Source organism: Paenibacillus sp. FSL R5-0341, assembly GCF_037975235.1.
In the GTDB taxonomy this organism is placed as follows: domain Bacteria; phylum Bacillota; class Bacilli; order Paenibacillales; family Paenibacillaceae; genus Paenibacillus; species Paenibacillus amylolyticus_A.
Map to the genome: position 1 here is coordinate 1,095,269 of NZ_CP150241.1, position 19,647 is coordinate 1,114,915.

Genomic DNA, 19,647 nt, shown 5'->3' on the forward strand with positions numbered 1-19,647 from the left:
ATGATGAAGTTTGGAGAGATGCTTTGAATCCAAGGTACGAATGACGAGTAAGAGTGACTTTTGATCAAGATATGCTTTGCACCAAAAGTGGAGTACTTCTGCCATTCAGAGGGAATAGAAAGTACTCCATTTTTTTATTCACATACTGATTTTTAATCTAATTTAATAGTTTATTCTTTAAATGGTTGTATTCTTCTATACTAATGAGCTTCTTTTCAAGTAGATCCGATAGTTTTAATAATTCATCTGCTACAGAAGAGTGAGCAAATATTTTTTCTTCTTCTTTTCTAGATTCAATAAGTGTAGTTTGTTCTTCTTGATCCACTGTTTTAATGAGGTAACTAAGAAGGTTATGCCAATGAGTAGCTTTGTCGTTTGCTATTATAAATGAAGAAGAATTCTTAGCGACAGGTTGTTCGAACAAAGCAAAGTTAATCCTATAAAATGATCTTTGAGGATCATTAACAACAACCTGTAATTGTATTGATCTAACATGGGTTTGAGAAGTTTGAAGTGCACTGAGACCACCGATGATCGCACCAACGTTTCCGCCAACTAGGCTCCCAATCATGGCACCACCGACTTGGCTAGATCTTGAGGTTTTGGTGTGAGTTACTCCATCAATAATAATCTCGGACTGGAGTATATCTTCATACTGAAATATTTTCGTTTCATAATTAAACTTGGAGAGAGTACGAGAGAGTTCAACCCCTTGGTTATCATGTGTGTTATACATAAAACATACTTGCTGCTTCATTTCGTCAATTGCAATCATACTCTCTAAATCTACGGAACGGAACTCCTGACTAGCAGCGAATTGACTTGTACGATTAAGAGTCATATCCATTACTCCATCCATATCTTCAGCAAATCTCCTCTTCCTAACTTCACCAAGAATAAGAGCTCCGAAGTTGAATATGGCGAACCCCACTACTCCAAACCAAAAAACAAATTTACTATCATTGGAGATACCTAGCAAACTAATTGATCCAAAAATGATCATACCCAAACAACCTACACCATACCACAAACTACTCACACTCCTAATTATGTATAATTAAAATACGATCTGTTATATTTATCGGAATTTATCTAGGAAATTGAATAAGAAAGGATTCTATACTATCGGTAGTAAATAGGGATATATAGAGATTTACAATACGTTATCTACAAACATCCTACACCCACACGAGGTACATTTATGAAACAAGGCATATATGAACAGCTTATCAACACTATCACCAGGCAAGAGATTTCGGCGCTGGACCCGGATGTGTATAACATTGGGACCGAGAAGCTGGATGCAGAGGAAGCGCGCAAGCTGCTGTCCACGTATTTGGCGGCGGTGACTCGGCGAGCGCTCAAGATTGTGCGGGAACAGACGGAAGATAAGACGGCAGTGTTGGCGCAGATTCGAACGTGTAATGAGATTATTGCTACCCTGAAAGGCACACTGGGGGAAGAAGAGTACAATGAATTGCAACTGGATGAGCAGGGGGAAGTGCTGACCCATGTATATTCCAAACTGAACAGCATTCGTGCGGTCCGGGATACCAAAATCGTTCGTCCAGATACGCCAATCTCCCAAAGCTCTTTGTTCACAGGTGCAAAGTCCGAGCCGAGTATGTTATTGGAGCTGCAAAAGGAGATCGTGACCGCCGATCGGATCGATTGGCTGGTATCGTTTATCAAATTCAGCGGGCTTCGCCTGCTTCTGGAACAGCTTCAGCAATTTACAGCATGTGGCGGGAAGCTGCGTATCATCACAACTACATACATGGAAGCAACCGACCTTAAGGCCATCACTGAACTTAGCAAACTGCCCAACACGGAAATCCAGATTTCGTATGATACCAAAGTGACTCGACTGCACGCCAAAACGTACATTTTCCACCGTGATACTGGCTTCACTACAGCCTATGTCGGCTCCTCTAACCTTTCCAACCCGGCGCTAACCAGTGGTATGGAGTGGAACCTCAAGGTGACGGAGAAGGATTCACTCGACGTGCTGCGCAAGATTGAAGCGACCTTCGAGAGTTACTGGAATGACCGTGAATTTACGCGATATGTAGCTGAGGATGAAGGCCATGAGGCACAGTTGAAGGCGGCTCTGAATCGTAAAAAAGATCAGTCCAGCTACTTTCACCTCGACATCCAGCCTTACGATTATCAAAAGGAAGTGCTGGAGCAGCTGCACGCCGAGCGTACGCTGTACGGACGAAACCGCAACCTGATCGTCGCCGCCACAGGCGTTGGCAAGACGGTCATCTCTGCCTTCGACTACAAGCGATTCCGTGCAAGCCATGCGGGAGCAAAGCTGCTTTTTGTCGCCCATCGGGAAGAAATCTTGAAGCAAAGTCGGGATACGTTCCGGTATATCCTGAAGGATATGAATTTTGGCGAGCTGCATGTCGGGAATCACCGAGCTGAGGCGCTGGACCATCTGTTTGTTAGCATTCAGAGTCTTAACTCTATGAAGTTGACGGAGATCACCAGCCCTGATTATTACGATTACATCATTGTGGATGAATTCCATCATGCGGCTGCTCCTTCATACCAGAAGCTGTTGTCCCATTACGAACCGAAGATTTTGCTGGGACTCACAGCCACGCCGGAACGGATGGATGACAAAGACATTACCGCCTACTTCGATCATACGATTGCCGCCGAGATCCGTCTAACCGATGCCATTGACCGGAAACTACTGAGTCCTTTCCAGTATTTTGGCGTCACCGATACTGTCGATCTATCTCAGGTAAAGTGGTCGCGCAAAGGCTACGATCTGAACGAACTGGAGAAACTCTATACCCATAACAAAATCCGTGCCAACCAGATCATCCAAAGTCTGAACAAATACGTAACCGATCTCGACGATGTGAAGGGACTTGGGTTCTGCGTAGGGGTGGATCATGCGATGTATATGGCAAAAATATTTAACAAAGCCGGCATTCCATCCATGGCCCTGCATGGCGGGTCGAGCGAACAGGAACGTCATGCTGCGAAAGGACAGCTGGTGAACGGGGAACTGCGCATGATCTTTGTCGTGGATCTGTACAATGAGGGCGTGGATATCCCTGAAGTGAACACCGTCCTGTTCCTGCGTCCTACCGAGAGTCTGACCGTATTCCTGCAACAGTTGGGACGTGGGCTCCGGATGGCGGATGGCAAAGAGTGCCTGACCGTGCTCGACTTCATCGGACAAGCGCATCAGGAATACAGGTTCCGGGATAAATTCCGCGCCCTGATCGGCGCTACTAAACATTCTATCTCGTACTACGTTGAGAATGGATTTTCGAACTTACCACGCGGCACGTTCATTCAATTGGAAAAGCAAGCGAAGGAATACGTCATGCGCAACCTCAAGCAGATGAGTCGTAATCGCAGAGCGTTGATCCAGAAGCTGCAAACGTTCCAGCAAGACACCGGACTGCCGCTGACCTTGGCTGGTTTTGTAGAGCATCATGGGATGACATTGTATGAATTGTATGGTGGACGTACGGGCAAAAGGTATTTCCGGGGTATGTTGGCCGAGGCCGGACTGACAGAGCCAATAGAGAGTGAGCAGGATGAGTACATCCGCAGACTGCCGTCTGTGCTGACGATCAACTCCCGAAGCTGGCTGACGTTCCTGATCGACTTTATTGAAAAAGGCAAAGAACCAACCAACGCGGATGAACAGCGCATGTTGATTATGTTCTATTACACCTTCCACCGGGCCGCGCCTGAGAAACTAGGGTTGAGCAGCATTGAAGAGGGTGTGCAGCGTGTGCTGTCTTGTGAAGCATTCCGAGCAGAGCTTGTGGATATTTTCAAATATAATCTGGCTCATCTGCGATTTGTGGATAAAAGTAATTCGTTCCCGTACACTTGTCCACTGGATATCCACTGTATGTACTCCATCGACCAAGTGCTTGCCGCCTTTGGCTACTGGAACGCTGAGCAATCACCCGCCTTCCGTGAAGGCGTGAAGTATTTTGCCGATGAACAGACCGATATCTTCTTCATTACATTGAACAAATCGGACAAAGATTTCTCACCATCTACGCTGTATGAGGATTATGCGATCAACGAGCGTTTATTCCACTGGCAGACACAGAGCAGGGTGTCGGAGCATACAGCTACCGCACAGCGGTATATCCATCATCGAGAGACGGGCAACCAGATCGTGCTTTTCGTGAGGGAGTATAAGGAGGAGCATGGCTATACGTCTCCGTTTGTGTTTCTGGGCGAAGCCGATTATGTAAGTCATGAGGGGAACAAACCGATGAGCTTTGTATGGCGACTGCATGAAGAGATGCCTGCGAAGATGGTAGCGGTGGCGAATAAGTGTATTGTTTAAAAACTAGAAAAGAAGTACTGAGTAAAAAGTATGTATCGTCTTATAGTTATGGTATATTTATCCTATAATTACGTTTTATCAGGGGGGCTTTGGTACTTGAAAATTTAGTTGTGGAATAAGGGGCAATCTTTTGCCAATAATTTTAATTTTTGCGTAATAAAAAAAATTATAATGAAGGTGTAGTATTTATGAAAAATGTTAATTTACCTAAATTAATATCTATAAACATTGAAAATTATTCATTATATAAAAAATCTCCTACTTTTAAATTTAATTTTCATGATGGTATTTCTGCAATAATTGGAGGAAATGGTATTGGAAAGACTACTTTTGTAGAAACTATTCTTTTTGGATTATTAGGTCATAGGAAAATATATACGGTGCCTGGAAAGAAGAAAATAAAAACTAAAGAGAAGATTTCAAATCCTGATTTCTTTACAGTTAGGATGAACGAATCTTATAAAAATAATAACCTCGCTAGTGTTAGTTTAGACTACAATATCGGTAGTAATAAAATACTTATTCAAAGAAGCCTTTTCAATGATAAGATCTTATATTTGAGAATCAATGATCATGAGTATGATGAAAATGTGGAAGAAGAGTTTTATCAAAGTGCTATCTTAAATATGACTGGTCTCAGTTCTTATCAGAATTTCGATAAAATTGTAAGAACTTTTTTGTTTTTTGATGAAAGAAGAGACAACATCGCCTGGGATCCACAAGTACAAGATGAAATTTTAAGAATTTTATTCTTTGAAGAAAGCTTTCTTGAAAAATTTAAAGAACTAGAAAACGAAGTAATTACTCTCGATACAATGGGACGGCATAGAAGTGAGGCTAGAAGAACAGAGGCAGAGTCTTTAGAAGATCTTAAAAATGAAAAAAGTAAATTATATACTTCGCTAAACTTAAGTGAAGATTCTGATGAACAAAATGATCTTGAAAAGTTGTTGGATCGTAAAAATATTTTGGAGGAGGAGCGCCATGATATCGAACAAAAATTAGAGGTGATTCTTGAAGAGTTTAGTAAAATTAAATCAAAAGCCGATACAGCAATTGGAGAGCGTAACGAATTTTTTATGAGTATGGAGAATGTGGATACTGAAGTTTCAAAACTAGAATCAAAATTATATAAAAGCATATATAATCAATTACCTGATTATTACGTTTCTATTGAAAAGGTTCTTATAAGCGAGGGAAAGTGTCTGGCTTGTGGTAATAAAAATAAATCAGCTAGAGAAAAGGCGATAGAAAGAAAAAAGGAAAATAAGTGTTTGATTTGTGCATCAGAACTACAGATTGTAGAAGAGTACGACTCTCAAACAATTGGAAAGATTAACGAAATTGCAAAAATAAAAACTGAGTTAGAGATAAAAATAAGCAATAAGGATTATTTAGTATCTCAACTTCAAGACCAAGTTCAAAATTGTAATATTGAAATAGTTACTTTAAGAGACTTACTAAATAATAAACACAGGGAGTTAATTAATTTAGAGTCTTTAATAGCAAGAGAAAATCTAGCTAATGGGCCAGATACCTATTCTCAGATCATAGAAGCAAAAAACAGAAGAATTGAAGTGTTAAAAAAAGAGGTAGAGGGCATTTACAATCTAAGAGACCAAAAGAAAAAGGAATTAAACAAAATAAATAATCAATTTAAGGAAATTGTAATTAATTTAAACCAACATTTATCTCATTTTTTTAATAAATATGCCAGTACTTTCCTTGGATTGAATTGTGAATTGACAGTTGAAGAGCGAATGGTTAATAAAATACCTCACATCCTTTATTTGCCAAGAATCAGCGGGAGTATTAGGGAAGGAACTACATCCGTTTCAGAATCACAGCGTTTTTTTTTGGATCAGGCTTTTAGAATGGCAATTATCGATTATTTACAGAATACTATCCCCGGATTTGAAACATTTTTTATCACAGAGACTCCAGAAGGTAGCCTTGACATAGTATATGAGTCCCAAGTAGCAGCGATGTTTCTTTTATTTGCTAAGTCTTCAAATAATATTATTTTTACATCTAATTTAAATAGTTCAAATTTTTTAATGAAATTGTATGACTCTTTTGATATGGAAGAACGCAATCTACGTACTCTTAACCTTTTAGAAAAGGGGAACCCTACAAAACTTCAAAGAGATAATAAAGATTTACAAGCCTTATATATTCAGTTATTAGGAAGTGAATAAATGAAAAGCTCCGATCTAATAATGAAAAATGATTTGTTGATAATTGCCTACAATATGAGTGAGGATGGATGGTCAGGGGCAAACAAATCAACTTTCCAAAGAATACTATATTTTTCCGCTGCACTATCGCCAATATTTATACCAAATAATATATGGAGTTATAACTTCTCGAATACTTTATTTGGTCCTTATAATAATGAAATCAGTGTGCAAATGAATGATTTACATGTTAAAGGTTTTTTTGAATTAGAGAGCAGGAAGATATATGCAACCCGTGTCGAGGATAGATATTCGATTTCAGATCGCGGCAAAGCAGTATGCCGAAATAATCTGTTTTTAATAGATACTCTAAGGAGTAAAGTTGCGTGGTTTAATATTCTTGTTAAGGCTCTTAGTATATATGGAGAAGATTTTTTATCTAAACTGATTAAAGAGGATCCAAATGTTTTTTATCAAAATGCCATGAACAGAAGAGCGAAATTAATTACAGACGAATCAGAAGAAAACCTGACAAAAGAGTTCTTCGAATACATCAAAGTAAAAGGAAAAAGAGATTTGAATCTAGAGTTACAAGATGATCAAGATTATCTTCTATTATTTTTTGATGTATTATATCAAAAATATAAAGGGGATAGTTAAATGCAGTTTGATGCTTACGAGTTTGGAATAAAAAAAGTGTATCAGAAAAATCCCCTATTTAAACTCCAAGATTTACTTAAAGAAGGGAATATAGATATCGATCCTGGAGAACTTTTAAACTTATTTATTTATATAAAGAAAGAATGGGAATCAGTTAAACATTTTAATGTCCAAGGCGCTATTATTATTTCCGATAGTACCACAGTTACTGGGGATGTTAGTTTTAGGAAAAATGAACTAATAAAAGATATTCAAAATGTTATACAGTCAGCGAAAAAATGTATTATTTACAATCTTAATACTAATGGCTTTATTGGTCACGTTGAATTAAAAAATGATAAGTTCACATATGAGGACTTAGTTATCCATTCAAAAGAACACCATATAATTTCTATTTATATGGGAATAAAGGGTATAGATATTATAATTAACGGGATACCTTTTGAAAGTGAAAATAGAATGGAAAACTATTCTGATGTTATTAACTATAGAAGTTTAGTTGATATTTCTAACTATAAGGAACTATTAAATAGATTTTTCAAAGAAAGAATTCAATATGATCCTTTTAAAAGTCTTTTCGTGTACAAAAATGAGTTGCCAAAATCTTTACATTCATTAATTGAAGAAAACCCGAAATTATTAAAAGTGAAGCCAGAAGAAAGGTTCCAAAAGGAGCTTGAATACTTTCTTAAGCAAAACTGTCTTGGGAAGGTGTTAACAGAAGTTAAAAATAAGTTTGGCGAGCGCTATGATGTCTGGATTTCTACGAGTGATGACAAGCTATATGTTTTTGAAATAAAATGGCTTGGCAAATCACTAACAGCTGAGGGGAATATTTTCAAAGGATATAATGACCCGGTTAGGGTTATGGAGGGAGCACACCAATTAAAGAAATACATCGATGATGCAGAGGGCCATTCACAAGCTCTTGGTGGGGATTTCAGAATTTATTGTGGAGTACTAATTACCTACGATGCCAGAGAGGATATGACGGAATTTGATGATTTTAATGAATTCACAGGGTATCCCCAATTGGATTTAAAGCAACATTTTAAAATTGAAAAAGACAAAATACCTGCGAGCAAATATTATAAAAAAGTAATACAATCAAAAGCAAAGTAAATTATTTTCCTATCAGAACTTTAATCTGTTACAATTGATTAATAGTCTATCAGGGAAGGCGAATTACATGCTATCATTTAATGCTACAAGAATTACAGACTGGTCTGAAGATTATTTGAATTTTATGAGTGCACACCGTAACAAAAAAGAAGCAGTAAATAGATGGTTCCCTATACTGGAGGGTTTCTCTAACAGCTTTGTACAATCAATCATTCATGAACAAAAACTTGGAGAATTAACGTGTTTGGATCCTTTTTCCGGTGGGGGCACAACTTCACTAGTTGCGCAAGATTTGGGGATTAAGTGTCATTCATTTGAGGTTAGTCCCTTTATGAGTCAAGTATGCAGAGCGAAACTAGGGAAAAGTTATAAATCTGTAGAGTTCATTGAAATAATCGACCGTATAGAAACCATGCTTAGTAAGTGTCAAACTCATAATTATAAAATTGGACTTAAGACAATTTCAAAAAAAAACAATTTAAAAAAATGGCTCTATCATAAAACTGCTCTAGACTCTTTATTGTGTATACGCAGGGCAATTGACGAAGTTACTGAAGTATTTCCACAATATAAAGATATACTTTATGTAACCCTTGGTTCAATTTTACTGCAATTTAGTAATGTCAATAGAGATGGAAAAGCTCTCAAATATAAAGAAAATTGGGATAAAAAAATATATAGAAGAAAATTGATTTATTCCACATTTATTGAAAAATGTAAAACCAGTGTTTTAGATGACATCCTAAATGTTGAGCGCAAATCATATGATAACCTTGTTAACAACATAGAATTGTTAAAAACAGGCGATTGTAGAGAATTAATTGATCAAATAGAGAATTCTTCTGTTGATTTGGTTATTACTTCTCCGCCTTATCTAAATTCCCGCGATTATACTGATTCGCACATGATTGAATTGTGGATTCTAGGGCATGTTAATTCTTACGAAGATGTTAGGTTTTTACGTAGACAAACGATGAGATCTCATGTTCAGGTTAAATGGGGACAATATGTACTTCCAAACAGCATGCTTTTAGAAGATAGATTAAATAAAGTATTACTACACAAAGAAAGATTTTGGAACAGTAGTATTCCAAGTATGATTGCTGGATATTTTTGTGATTTAGAAGATCTTCTATTGAGTCTTAAATCGAAATGCAAGTCAGGCGCTTTACTATATATTAATGTTGCTAATTCATCATACTTTGGCGTAGTGATTGAGACTGATCGGATTATAGAAGAGATAGCGAATAATTTAAATTATAAGGTTCTCGAAATAAGATTAGCTCGAAAAATTAAAACAAGCAGTCAACAATCTTCCGAAGTTAAATGGCTTCGTGAAACTGTTATAGTGTTGCAAGCCTAAGGAGGCTTGCAATTTTTTTTGATTTCAAATTTCAGTATCTAAAATGAACTTCAATAAATAGCTCATTTATAGACCCAGTAGGCGTCTTTGCTATGTATTTTGTGAAAGTGTAATGAATAAGGATAGGACCGGTGATGTACAGAGGAATAGTATCATTCCCATTATGGATATTATTCCTTAAGTTTATGGTAGTAGTTACCATAGGAGTTAGCATTTAGCAGCAGTATTGTGAGGCTAGGTGTTTTGAGAATATTTCTATTAAATCAACCCATCCCTCCACATAGCAACTTGTATAATGGCAACAAGGGAGATTCTGGATCGAGGCTGGGAGACTTCAAGAGCAGAAAGGATGTTATACCACATGCCTACATACAACAAATTGGTACGGGACAAGATTCCGCATATTATCACATCCAGCGGTAAGGAATGCCGCACACGCATTCTGGACCCGGAGGAGTACAAGCAAGAATTAAGAACGAAGTTGCAAGAAGAATCGGATGAGTATGTAAAAGCAGCAAGCGATCAGGAAGCTCTGGAAGAATTGGCAGACATGCTCGAAGTGATTCGGGCGCTGGCGGAGGTGCATGGTGCGAATGCGGCGCAGCTGGATAAGCTACGGGCAGACAAAGCTGAGGAGCGTGGTGGATTCCAGGAACGGGTGTATCTGATCGATGTCGACGAAGCTTAACGTAAAACTCATTACAGATAACTTGGCAGACGAACTCATTTCCCGGATGCAGCATGCGTCCCGGATTTATATTATGACGTCCTTTATTATGCAGTCCGGGAAAACTACTGACCCCGCACTTAAAGCGGGCGGCGGAGCGTGGGGGCCGAGGTGCGGATGCTCGCGGGAGGCTATCTGTATATCACACAGCTGGAAGGCTTGCGGGCGCTCTGTGAGGTCGATCCACGAATTGATACACGGCTGTGGCAAAGTATGGGCATTTTTTTTCACACGAAAGCTTATCTGTTCGATGCTGATTGTATAAAAACCATAATCGCTTCATACAAAAACCTCAAAAAATCCTCATTGCCAAACTGACCGAAATAACCCACATAGCGACGATCTGTCGTATAGGCTTCAGCGATACACCTCAAAATCTCATCATCACAGCTCATAAACTGCTCCAGACAACCCTTCCATTCTCCCACCAACACTTGCACCTCACCAGAAGCAGGAGACAGATTCTTATGCTTCGCCAACTCCCGAAATACCTGCTCCATGTTGACCGAGAACTGCTGGTAGGCTTTTTCTTGTTCTTCCACAGACAGTTGGTTCACATTAGCTTCGAATTCCTGATATTTCTCGGTGTCTCCATAGATGAACTTCGCCTCGGATTCATATTGCTCTTGAATGGAAAGTATGGAAGAGTCGTCGAACAGATGAAGATGAGAGATATCTGTACCATCTACATACTCGTCCAATTGGTCGATGATGGTTTCGAGTTTTTGTTTGCGTTGAACGAGTGTACTGCGATGCTCTCTCAGGATATCTTTCTGTTCTTCTTTCGAAAGTTGCATCATGGCTGCAATGTCTTTCAAGGAGAAATTCATTTCTTTGAACAAGAGAATCATCTGCAGATTCCCCAGTGCCTCTTGATCGTAATACCGATAGCCATTGTCCTCGACTCTGCTCGGTTTTAAGAGATCGGTTTTATCGTAATAATGTAATGCGCGTTTGGTGATGCCTGTAATCTGAATGATATCTTTAACGGTGAAATAGGGTGTCTTCATTCCAAAAGTCCTTTGTTTCAGCAAGGATAACACTTGCCGGAGTGATGGTTGCTTGGGTAATCGGTGTACCTGTTTTGTTCAGATAATATTGAATTAAGTGATAACCGCAGGCATAGCCAGCCGCATAGGGCATACCTACGGGCGTGAAGTTTTGCAGTGTGGCAAGTTCATCGCCGTATAGATACGGATTGATCTGGTCAAAACCGGTGACATGTAGCTGGTCTTTCATCTTTGGTTTGATAACGTTATTCAAATTCTCCATATCCGTTTTGGCTACCCAGGGTCCTAGCAGTTCTTCTCCATACAGGGATGTCGCAAAGCTCTCAGCCAGCCCCTCGCTAACAACCATCTCGCCAAGCGTAATCTGTGGATTCCACTGGATATATTGATATCTCACATTATGATTGCATTCATGGGCTAACACGGATTGCATACGAGGTAGAGTATACCCATTGGGGATCAGGTTCGCAATAATATAACCCGGGATTCCACCATCTCCGCTGATGCCTTCGTTCATGGTGAGTGAAGGACTATTCTTGTCGCCTAATAAAATCGTATATAGATATTCGGAGACCGATAGCTCAATCCCGTGCTCTGTAAAGGTCGATAGACTCGTACAAATAGCTTCATGACACTGTTGCCAGAATACTTCAGACGAAATCGCTGCTAACGATTCGTTAATCTCGGTCGTGATATCTTCGGGAGCGATATTCATAAAGTTATTCATCATGATCACATCGAAGCCATTAGGTTCGCTTGATCGAAACGGGATCTGTTGAATGTTCCATTTGTTCATGAATGGACTCATCATTCGCTCGCGGTATAACTCCACTTTCTCATCGGGTGCAGCCTGGATGATCTCCTCATAGATTTGATCTGAACGTAAAGCGGTAATCTTCATCCTTAATCTCTCCTTCATGTAAGCTTGAGATCATTATCAAGTATGACCTAACGTTACAGTCAAGCGTTGATGTTAGGCTGCTGATTCTCTGAATGATTCTCCATCTTCATTGCGAATATCAGAGCAGAGAGGATATAGATCAGGCTTAACAAGAGATAAGGGAGTTGCAGCGAAAATACGCGATCAAATGTCGTCTCACTAACCCGCACCAATAATCCGCCGAGAAGCGTACCAATGGCACTGATGCCAAAGGATAGAAAGCGAAACACACTTCCGACCCTGCCAAGCATCTCATTAGGAACGGAACGTTGCAGGATGGAGGAACGGGTAACATTGTAGACAATAATGAAAAATGCAGCACAGAAGTACAGACTACCTACCATATACGCATTTGTAGTTAGACCCACCACACCGTAGATGATTCCCATGCACAAAATGGAGAAAATAATCAATTGTTTTGTACTCCATTTCTTGCGCATATAAGCAACAGCCTGACTTCCTACAATGCTGCCGATTGTTGCAATGGAGATGAGAATACCGAATGCAAAAGCATCCAACTGAAGCACATCTCGTACAAAGAAAATCTGAGTAGCGAGAATGATCGAATACATCAGCGTAATGGTAACAGATAGAATGGCTAGTCCGCGGAGAAAACGATCATGATAGACATATCGAATACCGGACCACATCTCACGTTTCCAATTCTTCATCGGGCGAACTTCCTTCCGGGTTGCTTCCGTATCCCCTGGATAGAATTTTCCCTTCATACTAATTAAAAAGAGCAGAGCAATAACAGCCGTTACGGCGTCTATGGCAAAAGGGAAAACAATATGCAGGGTTATAATGAACCCTCCCAGAGCAACGCCCAGAATATCACTCGTGATTAACTGTCCGGCGGTGAACTGCCCATTCGCTTTCTCCAATTTACTTTCATCTACAAGTTGTGGGATGACCGTCTGCACTGTACTGTCGAATACAACTCGGCTCAGGCCGATACCAAACATGAACAGAGCCAGAATCGGAATGCTCACCCATCCTCCCCAGATGCACAATGTCAGAGCAAGTAGAAGGAACATTCGAGTAAAGCCTGCGCCAATCAGCATATGTTTGCGTGAGTAACGGTCGATGAGGACACCTACAGGTAGACTGAAGAGAAGCCAGGGTAAACGAAGTGCCGTCATCGTGACGGAGGCATACAACGTATCGCTTGTAAGGGTTGATATGAGCCAAGGAACCGCAGCCAGTGTAAGTCCATCACCCAAAAATGTAAGCGAAAATGCACCGAATAACTTGGTATAATTCGATTTGATTTTCATCGTTTCCTCCACCAATAAGATGTAAAGCATAGTAACTTTGAGTCTGGAAAATAATGTGTTTTCACTTAAACCTAATTTAAGTTATTGCAAAATGGTTTTCAATCCTATTTTTACAACAAATAACTTCACAAAACGCTTACAAACTTTCAATTCTACCCTACCTTTTCCGCTACGAAGCTGAGATAATGGGAGAGGAATAAGGTATGAAACAGATGCGACAACCATGTTCACTAACAGCCCAAAAATAAAAGCTGCACATCCATAGGAGGATTATTAATGACGACACAACCATTGAATCTGATCCAATCCACGGAGGGCCAAGCGTTGCTTGCCCAAATGTATGGACAATCACAAGTAGAGGAACAGACTGCACGTTACACCAAGCTGAACGCGACGTTCGAAGAGTACTTTGGTGCGCAAGAGGAAAGCAAGTTGTTCAGCGCAGCAGGACGCAGTGAGATTGGCGGCAACCACACGGATCACAACCATGGTAAAGTGCTAGCGGGCAGCATTACGCTGGATACGATTGCCGTGGCTGCACCAACTGCGGAGTCGGTTATTACGTTTTACTCAGAAGGCTATGACAAGAAATATGTAATCGATCTCACGAACCTCACGCCAAATACGGAAGACGATGGCACAACAGCATTGATTCGTGGTATGGCTGCGGGATTTGGAGAATTTGGATATAAGGTTGGCGGCTTTCAGGCGTATCTCTCCAGTAACGTGTTCTCGGCATCTGGGGTGAGTTCTTCGGCGTCATTCGAGATGCTGATCTGTACGATTTTGAATCACTTCTATAATGACGGTGCACTGGATGTTGTCACCTTGGCGAAAATCGGTCAGTATGCGGAGAACCACTATTGGAACAAACCTTCCGGTCTGTTGGATCAGATGGCTTGTGCGTACGGCGGACTCATTGCTATTGATTTTGAAAATCCCGCACAGCCTGTCATTGAACCTGTTCAGTGGGATTTCCAACAAAATGGCTACTCATTAGTCATTGTAAATACAGGCGGTAACCACGCTGATCTGACGGAAGATTACGCTGCTGTACCTTATGAGATGAGAGCGGTTGCTCAGGCACTGGGCAGTGAGTATGTTCGGGAAATTACAGCTGACGCCATCTATGCCAACCTCAAGAAGGTTCGTGAAGCGGCTGGGGATCGTGCTGTGCTGCGTGCACTTCATTTCCTGGAAGAAAACAATCGTGTCGATGGTCAGGTTCAGGCGTTGCGTGATGGACGTTTTGCTGATTTCTTGAAACTGATTACGGCGTCTGGTAACTCGTCATGGAAGTGGCTGCAGAATGTATATCAGAGTGGTGCTGTGAAGGAACAGGAGATTGGCATCGCGTTGGCACTGACCGAGAATTATCTGCAAAACCTGGGTGATGGTGCTTGTCGGATTCATGGTGGTGGATTCGCAGGGGTTATTCTGACGATCCTTCCGAACGAAAAAGTAGAAGAGTATATGTCCTGGATGCACGACATGTTGGACACGCCGATTATTGTCGTTAATGTGCGTGCACAAGGTGCAGTATGCTTGAATGCATTGATCCCTAACGCGAGCTAAATAACACTCAGTTAAATAGTTCTAGCATGATTCTACGAAGTCCGGGCTATGTCCGGGCTTTTTGGGTTGTCCATTTTTTGAAAAATCTTCAAACCTTGAAGGTCTGTAATGTGTTATTTAAGTAGTGGTTTAGTGAGGAAGGTAGTGACATGGAATACAGGCGTACTAATGATGGTTCGAAAATGATGGTTCGAATAGGTGAGAGGCAGTATCTCAATAATGTGCTCATGGGAGGAAGGATCAGATGATTACACCTACAGTGGCTGGGCAGGAAGAGGCTCAATTATACGAGGAATTGCGGCGTGCGATCGATGAATTCGAAGAGGCCGAGCAGCGGCAAATCGTTCTCAATCGGATGATCAGACGGCTCAGGTTTGCCAAGTGGCGCAAAGATCGAATGCGCAAGGTCGATGCATACTGCCAAAGGATCAAGCCCGCCACACTCTGGATCATCCTAGCCACAGGCGTACTTGCTCCAGTCTTGTTATTTAGCATGTTCATCTGGGTATAGTTGTGGGTGGAATAAAATGAGGAAATGCAAAGAATAGGGCGAGGTTAGGCAGAGACGATCCTAATTATATATAAAGGGTCATTTTTTTACAAAGCTCCTAGGTATTATCAATTCTTCTTGCGCTAACACATCTACTTAAGAGGTTTTATGTCATCAGGTATTGAGCCTGTTTTGACTTCATTAGTATCATAATCCACCATTGTAAATATTTCTTGACTCTTATTTCCTTTTACGTGCCCTGTCAGTGACACCGTATGAGACAAGTCAGACGGAATGAATTTGTGGCCTGTAACCTCAACATCAATTCCATAGATTTCTTTAAAATATGCTTTGCTTGCAATCTCAGCTTTTTGTACAATTTCTTTTTGCTCGTTCGACATGCAACCGCAAAATACAGTGATACTTATAACAATCATTATTAGTACGGTTAGAGCTGTACGATATTTAATACTGAGCATATCTATTACTCCTTGTTGGAACTTACTTGGTTTTTTAGTCAAGTAACTCTTTTGGTACAACGGCTGTTTGAACTTCAAACGTGTCATAATCAATGATGATGGTAATTTCGGTTTCTTTATTATTTTTAACATGACCACTCAAACTGATATTGTGACTAAGATCTTTTGGCATAAATGTATGATCAGTGAATTCCACTTCAGTATTATAGTGATCAATAAAGTATTGATGACCCACTTGAGTTGCTTCTTCAATAGTTTTGTCTTGATTTGGAATATAATTACATCCTCCCAATATAAGGGCTAAGATTATAATTGTAATAGATACAAGTTGAATATTTTTAAAAATAATCTTTAACCTCCTATATATTTGAACTTAACACATTATAATATACTTTAACTTTTTAGATCAGTAAACAGAGAAGAGTTTTTATGGATACCTATATAACTGATCAAACATATAAGGAAATTTCAGAACGGTCCTATCTTAATTTGTATGAAGGAGAGAAGATTTCGTAATCGCTGATCAGCAACGACTTGTACAACAGAAGATATGTACCATTCATGGAAGGTTGCAGCAGGATGCAGTGATTGTCTATATCTGCTCACAAGTAAATAGTCAGATAGGAAGTAAGCTTCCCACCTAACTATTGTTGCTTCATTCATACAATTGTATCGATTGAAGTCACTTGCGTAAGGAGCTAATACTGATTAGTGTAAATCAGTATTATTCTTGTTCAAAGTTTGAATTTTCTCTTGCATATACTGGCGGTAATCACGGAAGCTGCTGATGTGATGCAAAGAATCGGAGTTCTCAGACTGAATCTTTATTTTACCGTCCTGAGGCAATTTTTTCATCTCAGCCACGACGGATTTGGAACCTTGGATATCACCGGACATGTCTTGAATTCGCTGTAATAATGCGGGATGGCCTTCATGTTGGAGCATTTCGGCGAGGGGTCTCATTTCCTCCAGCTTTTGGCTCGATCGTTCAAGTGTGGTTATCACTTTGTCTCCATCTGTACTTGCACTAAGTGAAACCATTCGGTGGATATGATCTTTCTCCATACGCTCAAGTGCCTCAAGATGAGAAGCTTCTAGTCGTTTGGGATCGCTCCAACTCTCCAACCGAACGGTGTCATTCTGTTGCTGGGAAGCATTATTCGTAGTGCCATTACCACAGCCCCATAACAGAGTTGAGCAAGTTAACACAGTTCCAACGACAATGATACTTTTTAACCTCATGCTGTCACTCCTTCGATAATTTTCCTGAAGGTAGTATGAGCTATAATATCCAAAATCATGCTTATTCTCTTCATTTCTATCCCATAATTAAGCATATCATTAATTTTTTTGGTAAAAATGGCCTAGACGGATTTCCATATTATTTTGCTATTCAAACTCAAATTACAGACTTTCTACTTATTTTTGTAGGCATGAGTTTTCGGGTGTGTGGATATTGATTTATAATGAATGGATATATACAGGAAAATTGTTACAAATAAACTACGTCTAACAACTGCATAAAAAAGAGACCTGGACGTTTTCTCCAGGTCATTCCTAATGAGACATATAAATTGGTGTATCACTTTGCAGTTTTTTCTCAGGAAGAAGGTACTTCCTTTTTCGGATTTCGACTATCGATAAACCAGCCTGGTCCTTGTACACTGATAACCTCCTGCGTATCGTAGTCATAGGAAATGGTAATTTGTTCATCTTCATGTCCCTTTATGTGACCGTTTAGGTATAGGCGTGAATGGATGTAAGGGGCGTCAATATCGTGACTTGTTACAATAAAGTCCGCATCATAGTACTTCTTTATGTACTGAACACTTATTGGTGTAGCTGTATCTACAATACTTTGCTTATCTGAGGTAGACATACTTGAACATCCTCCTAATAAGAATAGAAAAATAAGTAAGGTCAGAGCTATAGGCTTTACTTGCATAAGCGTTAATTCTCCTTTTATGGAAATAAACTCTAAAGACACTTTAATACAAATTATTGTAATAGACAAGGTGGGGTATCATGACATACATAAATGATAAGACCTATTGGACCATTGCTGATGAGGTATACATACGAGAATTACCATCATCCGGATATAAAAATGAAAATCTTCCAGGTTGGACAATAGTTGAACCGAAGGGAGCAATACTCCACGATACAAATGGTTCGGGGTTTGATGCTTCAGTGTTTTACAATGAAGATATTAATCAAGTTATTATTGGGTATAGAGGAACTGAACCACCTGATCGTCCCAAATGGAGTGTACTAACAGATTGGGAGACTGATTTAAATGATGTTGTGGGTAATCGAACCAAAAATTTGGAGGAAACTCACAATTATATGGAGCAATATAAGGAAGAGATTTCGTCACTACCTCTACATAAACAAATGCCATTTATTGAAGCTGAATCTAGGTACCAGAATAATCAGTTTGTTCAGGCAATGAACCTCTTTGATAAAGTGAAGGAGGCGTACCCAGAAGCTGCAATATCAACGACTGGACACTCGTTGGGAGGCGCTCAGGCGGAATATGTCGCGATTCGTAATGGAATATCGTCAGCTAGTTATAATCCGCCAAGTATTGTACATTTACTTCCTGATGATTTGCAAGAGAAGGTTCGGAACGGAGACTATCTGAAAACGAATGTGGCTTATGTCCATCCAGGGGATTCTGTGGGTTCTGGTGTGAAGAGTGCTGAGCAGCATGTCGGTGCTACTTATTATATCAATTCCACTTTTGAAGATGCTAATCGATACGAGACAATTCCCATGTTCTTACCTATACCTCGGGAGACGTGGTGGGAACAAAGATTGTTCGGTAACAAGTGGTCGTTTGAATTTATTCGTGTTCCTTCCATAACTGGAGAACAGAGTGTACTATCTAAGTTTTTGGATTCCATGTTAGTCGGTCAGAAAACACATAGTATGGATCATTTTACATTCGATGAGAAAGGGAACATAAGTAACACATTGTATACGATAGATGGGCGACGTGTGGATGGTCAGCCTAGAGTAGATAACTATTCAGAGATGATGAAGGCAAGAGAAGAGTTTAAGGAAGCGATGAATACGCTTGTTGAGAAGCATGGTTCTGCTATGGGAGGTTTCGGACAACTTGCGGCAGCAGTATTAGGGATCAGCCCAGTCGATATGCATAGACAGAACTCAGCGTACTATGTTGGCGACCAACACGGGAGAACCATTCAGCTAACACCTGAGGAGCTTGGACATGCTTCCAGACAGATGCGGGATAGTCTACATGGTTTTGCCAATGATGCTCGCTCTTCAATCCAGATGTTCCAAGCGCATATATCAACAAGTGAGAGCCAGTCCTTTACTCCTATTGCTTATGATGCTACAGCAACGTTGGAGCGGATCAATCGGTGGTACCAAGAATCTATTACAGAGATCGCAGATTATATCGAACGTAAAAGACAGGATTTTGTTCTGGCAGATCAATAATAGCCTAGATTTAATGAACG

The 19,647-nt window shown here is 40.1% G+C and carries 17 protein-coding genes; 9 read left to right on the top strand and 8 right to left on the bottom strand.

Annotated features, from left to right (window positions below; genetic code table 11):
* Positions 1-157 precede the first annotated feature (157 nt).
* Positions 158-1,030: a hypothetical protein gene (locus MKX75_RS04840; RefSeq protein WP_339168651.1), complete on the bottom strand. Its 873-nt coding sequence runs from the start codon at positions 1,028-1,030 to the stop codon at positions 158-160.
* A gap of 171 nt (positions 1,031-1,201) precedes the next feature.
* Between MKX75_RS04840 and MKX75_RS04845 the strand changes: the two genes are divergently transcribed.
* The 6 genes from MKX75_RS04845 (at position 1,202) to MKX75_RS04870 (ending at position 10,349) form a co-directional block, all read left to right on the top strand.
* A complete protein-coding gene (locus MKX75_RS04845) occupies positions 1,202-4,339 on the top strand; it encodes a DUF3427 domain-containing protein (RefSeq protein WP_339168653.1) in 3,138 nt (1,045 codons plus the stop codon).
* A 149-nt stretch (positions 4,340-4,488) separates the two neighbouring features.
* Positions 4,489-6,537 carry an AAA family ATPase gene (locus MKX75_RS04850; RefSeq protein ID WP_339168655.1) on the top strand — a complete coding sequence of 683 codons (2,049 nt, stop codon included), beginning with the start codon at positions 4,489-4,491 and terminating at the stop codon, positions 6,535-6,537.
* The gene (locus MKX75_RS04855; RefSeq protein ID WP_339168657.1) at positions 6,538-7,176 is read left to right on the top strand and encodes a hypothetical protein; all 639 of its coding nucleotides are present in this window, start codon (positions 6,538-6,540) and stop codon (positions 7,174-7,176) included.
* Positions 7,177-8,298 (top strand): hypothetical protein, encoded by a 1,122-nt coding sequence (locus MKX75_RS04860; protein ID WP_339168658.1) that lies wholly within the window; start codon positions 7,177-7,179, stop codon positions 8,296-8,298. It begins immediately after the preceding gene.
* A gap of 67 nt (positions 8,299-8,365) precedes the next feature.
* Positions 8,366-9,661, top strand: coding sequence for a hypothetical protein (locus tag MKX75_RS04865; RefSeq protein WP_339168660.1), 1,296 nt, complete (start codon positions 8,366-8,368; stop codon positions 9,659-9,661).
* Positions 9,662-10,022: 361 nt separating this feature from the next.
* Positions 10,023-10,349 (top strand): nucleoside triphosphate pyrophosphohydrolase, encoded by a 327-nt coding sequence (locus MKX75_RS04870; protein WP_339168662.1) that lies wholly within the window; start codon positions 10,023-10,025, stop codon positions 10,347-10,349.
* 278 nt (positions 10,350-10,627) lie between these two features.
* Here the strand turns inward: MKX75_RS04870 and MKX75_RS04875 are convergent, their stop codons facing one another.
* Genes MKX75_RS04875 through MKX75_RS04885 form a run of 3 tightly spaced genes read right to left on the bottom strand, consistent with a single transcriptional unit; the run spans position 10,628 to position 13,615 of the window.
* Positions 10,628-11,398: a MerR family transcriptional regulator gene (locus MKX75_RS04875; protein ID WP_339168664.1), complete on the bottom strand. Its 771-nt coding sequence runs from the start codon at positions 11,396-11,398 to the stop codon at positions 10,628-10,630.
* On the bottom strand, positions 11,373-12,299 hold the full coding sequence (locus tag MKX75_RS04880; protein WP_339168666.1) for a DUF2268 domain-containing protein: 927 nt from the start codon (positions 12,297-12,299) through the stop codon (positions 11,373-11,375). The genes MKX75_RS04875 and MKX75_RS04880 overlap by 26 nt, the downstream gene beginning before the upstream one ends.
* A gap of 59 nt (positions 12,300-12,358) precedes the next feature.
* On the bottom strand, positions 12,359-13,615 hold the full coding sequence (locus tag MKX75_RS04885) for an MFS transporter (RefSeq protein WP_339168668.1): 1,257 nt from the start codon (positions 13,613-13,615) through the stop codon (positions 12,359-12,361).
* Between the two features lie 276 nt (positions 13,616-13,891).
* Here MKX75_RS04885 and MKX75_RS04890 point away from each other — a divergent pair, with 276 nt between their 5' ends.
* Entirely contained in the window at positions 13,892-15,190 is a 1,299-nt protein-coding gene (locus MKX75_RS04890) for a galactokinase family protein (protein ID WP_339168670.1), read from the top strand.
* A 244-nt stretch (positions 15,191-15,434) separates the two neighbouring features.
* Positions 15,435-15,701, top strand: coding sequence for a hypothetical protein (locus MKX75_RS04895; protein WP_339168671.1), 267 nt, complete (start codon positions 15,435-15,437; stop codon positions 15,699-15,701).
* Positions 15,702-15,832: 131 nt separating this feature from the next.
* On the opposite strand, the gene MKX75_RS04900 is transcribed toward MKX75_RS04895, so the two are convergent.
* From MKX75_RS04900 to MKX75_RS04915, 4 genes are all read right to left on the bottom strand, one after another.
* Complete coding sequence (locus tag MKX75_RS04900; protein ID WP_083679643.1) at positions 15,833-16,159, bottom strand: hypothetical protein; 327 nt, start codon at positions 16,157-16,159, stop codon at positions 15,833-15,835.
* A 34-nt stretch (positions 16,160-16,193) separates the two neighbouring features.
* Entirely contained in the window at positions 16,194-16,451 is a 258-nt protein-coding gene (locus MKX75_RS04905; protein ID WP_339168672.1) for a hypothetical protein, read from the bottom strand.
* A gap of 416 nt (positions 16,452-16,867) precedes the next feature.
* A complete protein-coding gene (locus tag MKX75_RS04910) occupies positions 16,868-17,401 on the bottom strand; it encodes a hypothetical protein (RefSeq protein WP_339168674.1) in 534 nt (177 codons plus the stop codon).
* Between the two features lie 358 nt (positions 17,402-17,759).
* Positions 17,760-18,038 carry a hypothetical protein gene (locus MKX75_RS04915; RefSeq protein ID WP_254847935.1) on the bottom strand — a complete coding sequence of 93 codons (279 nt, stop codon included), beginning with the start codon at positions 18,036-18,038 and terminating at the stop codon, positions 17,760-17,762.
* 146 nt (positions 18,039-18,184) lie between these two features.
* Between MKX75_RS04915 and MKX75_RS04920 the strand changes: the two genes are divergently transcribed.
* On the top strand, positions 18,185-19,627 hold the full coding sequence (locus tag MKX75_RS04920; protein WP_076332980.1) for a hypothetical protein: 1,443 nt from the start codon (positions 18,185-18,187) through the stop codon (positions 19,625-19,627).
* Positions 19,628-19,647: the final 20 nt, after the last annotated feature.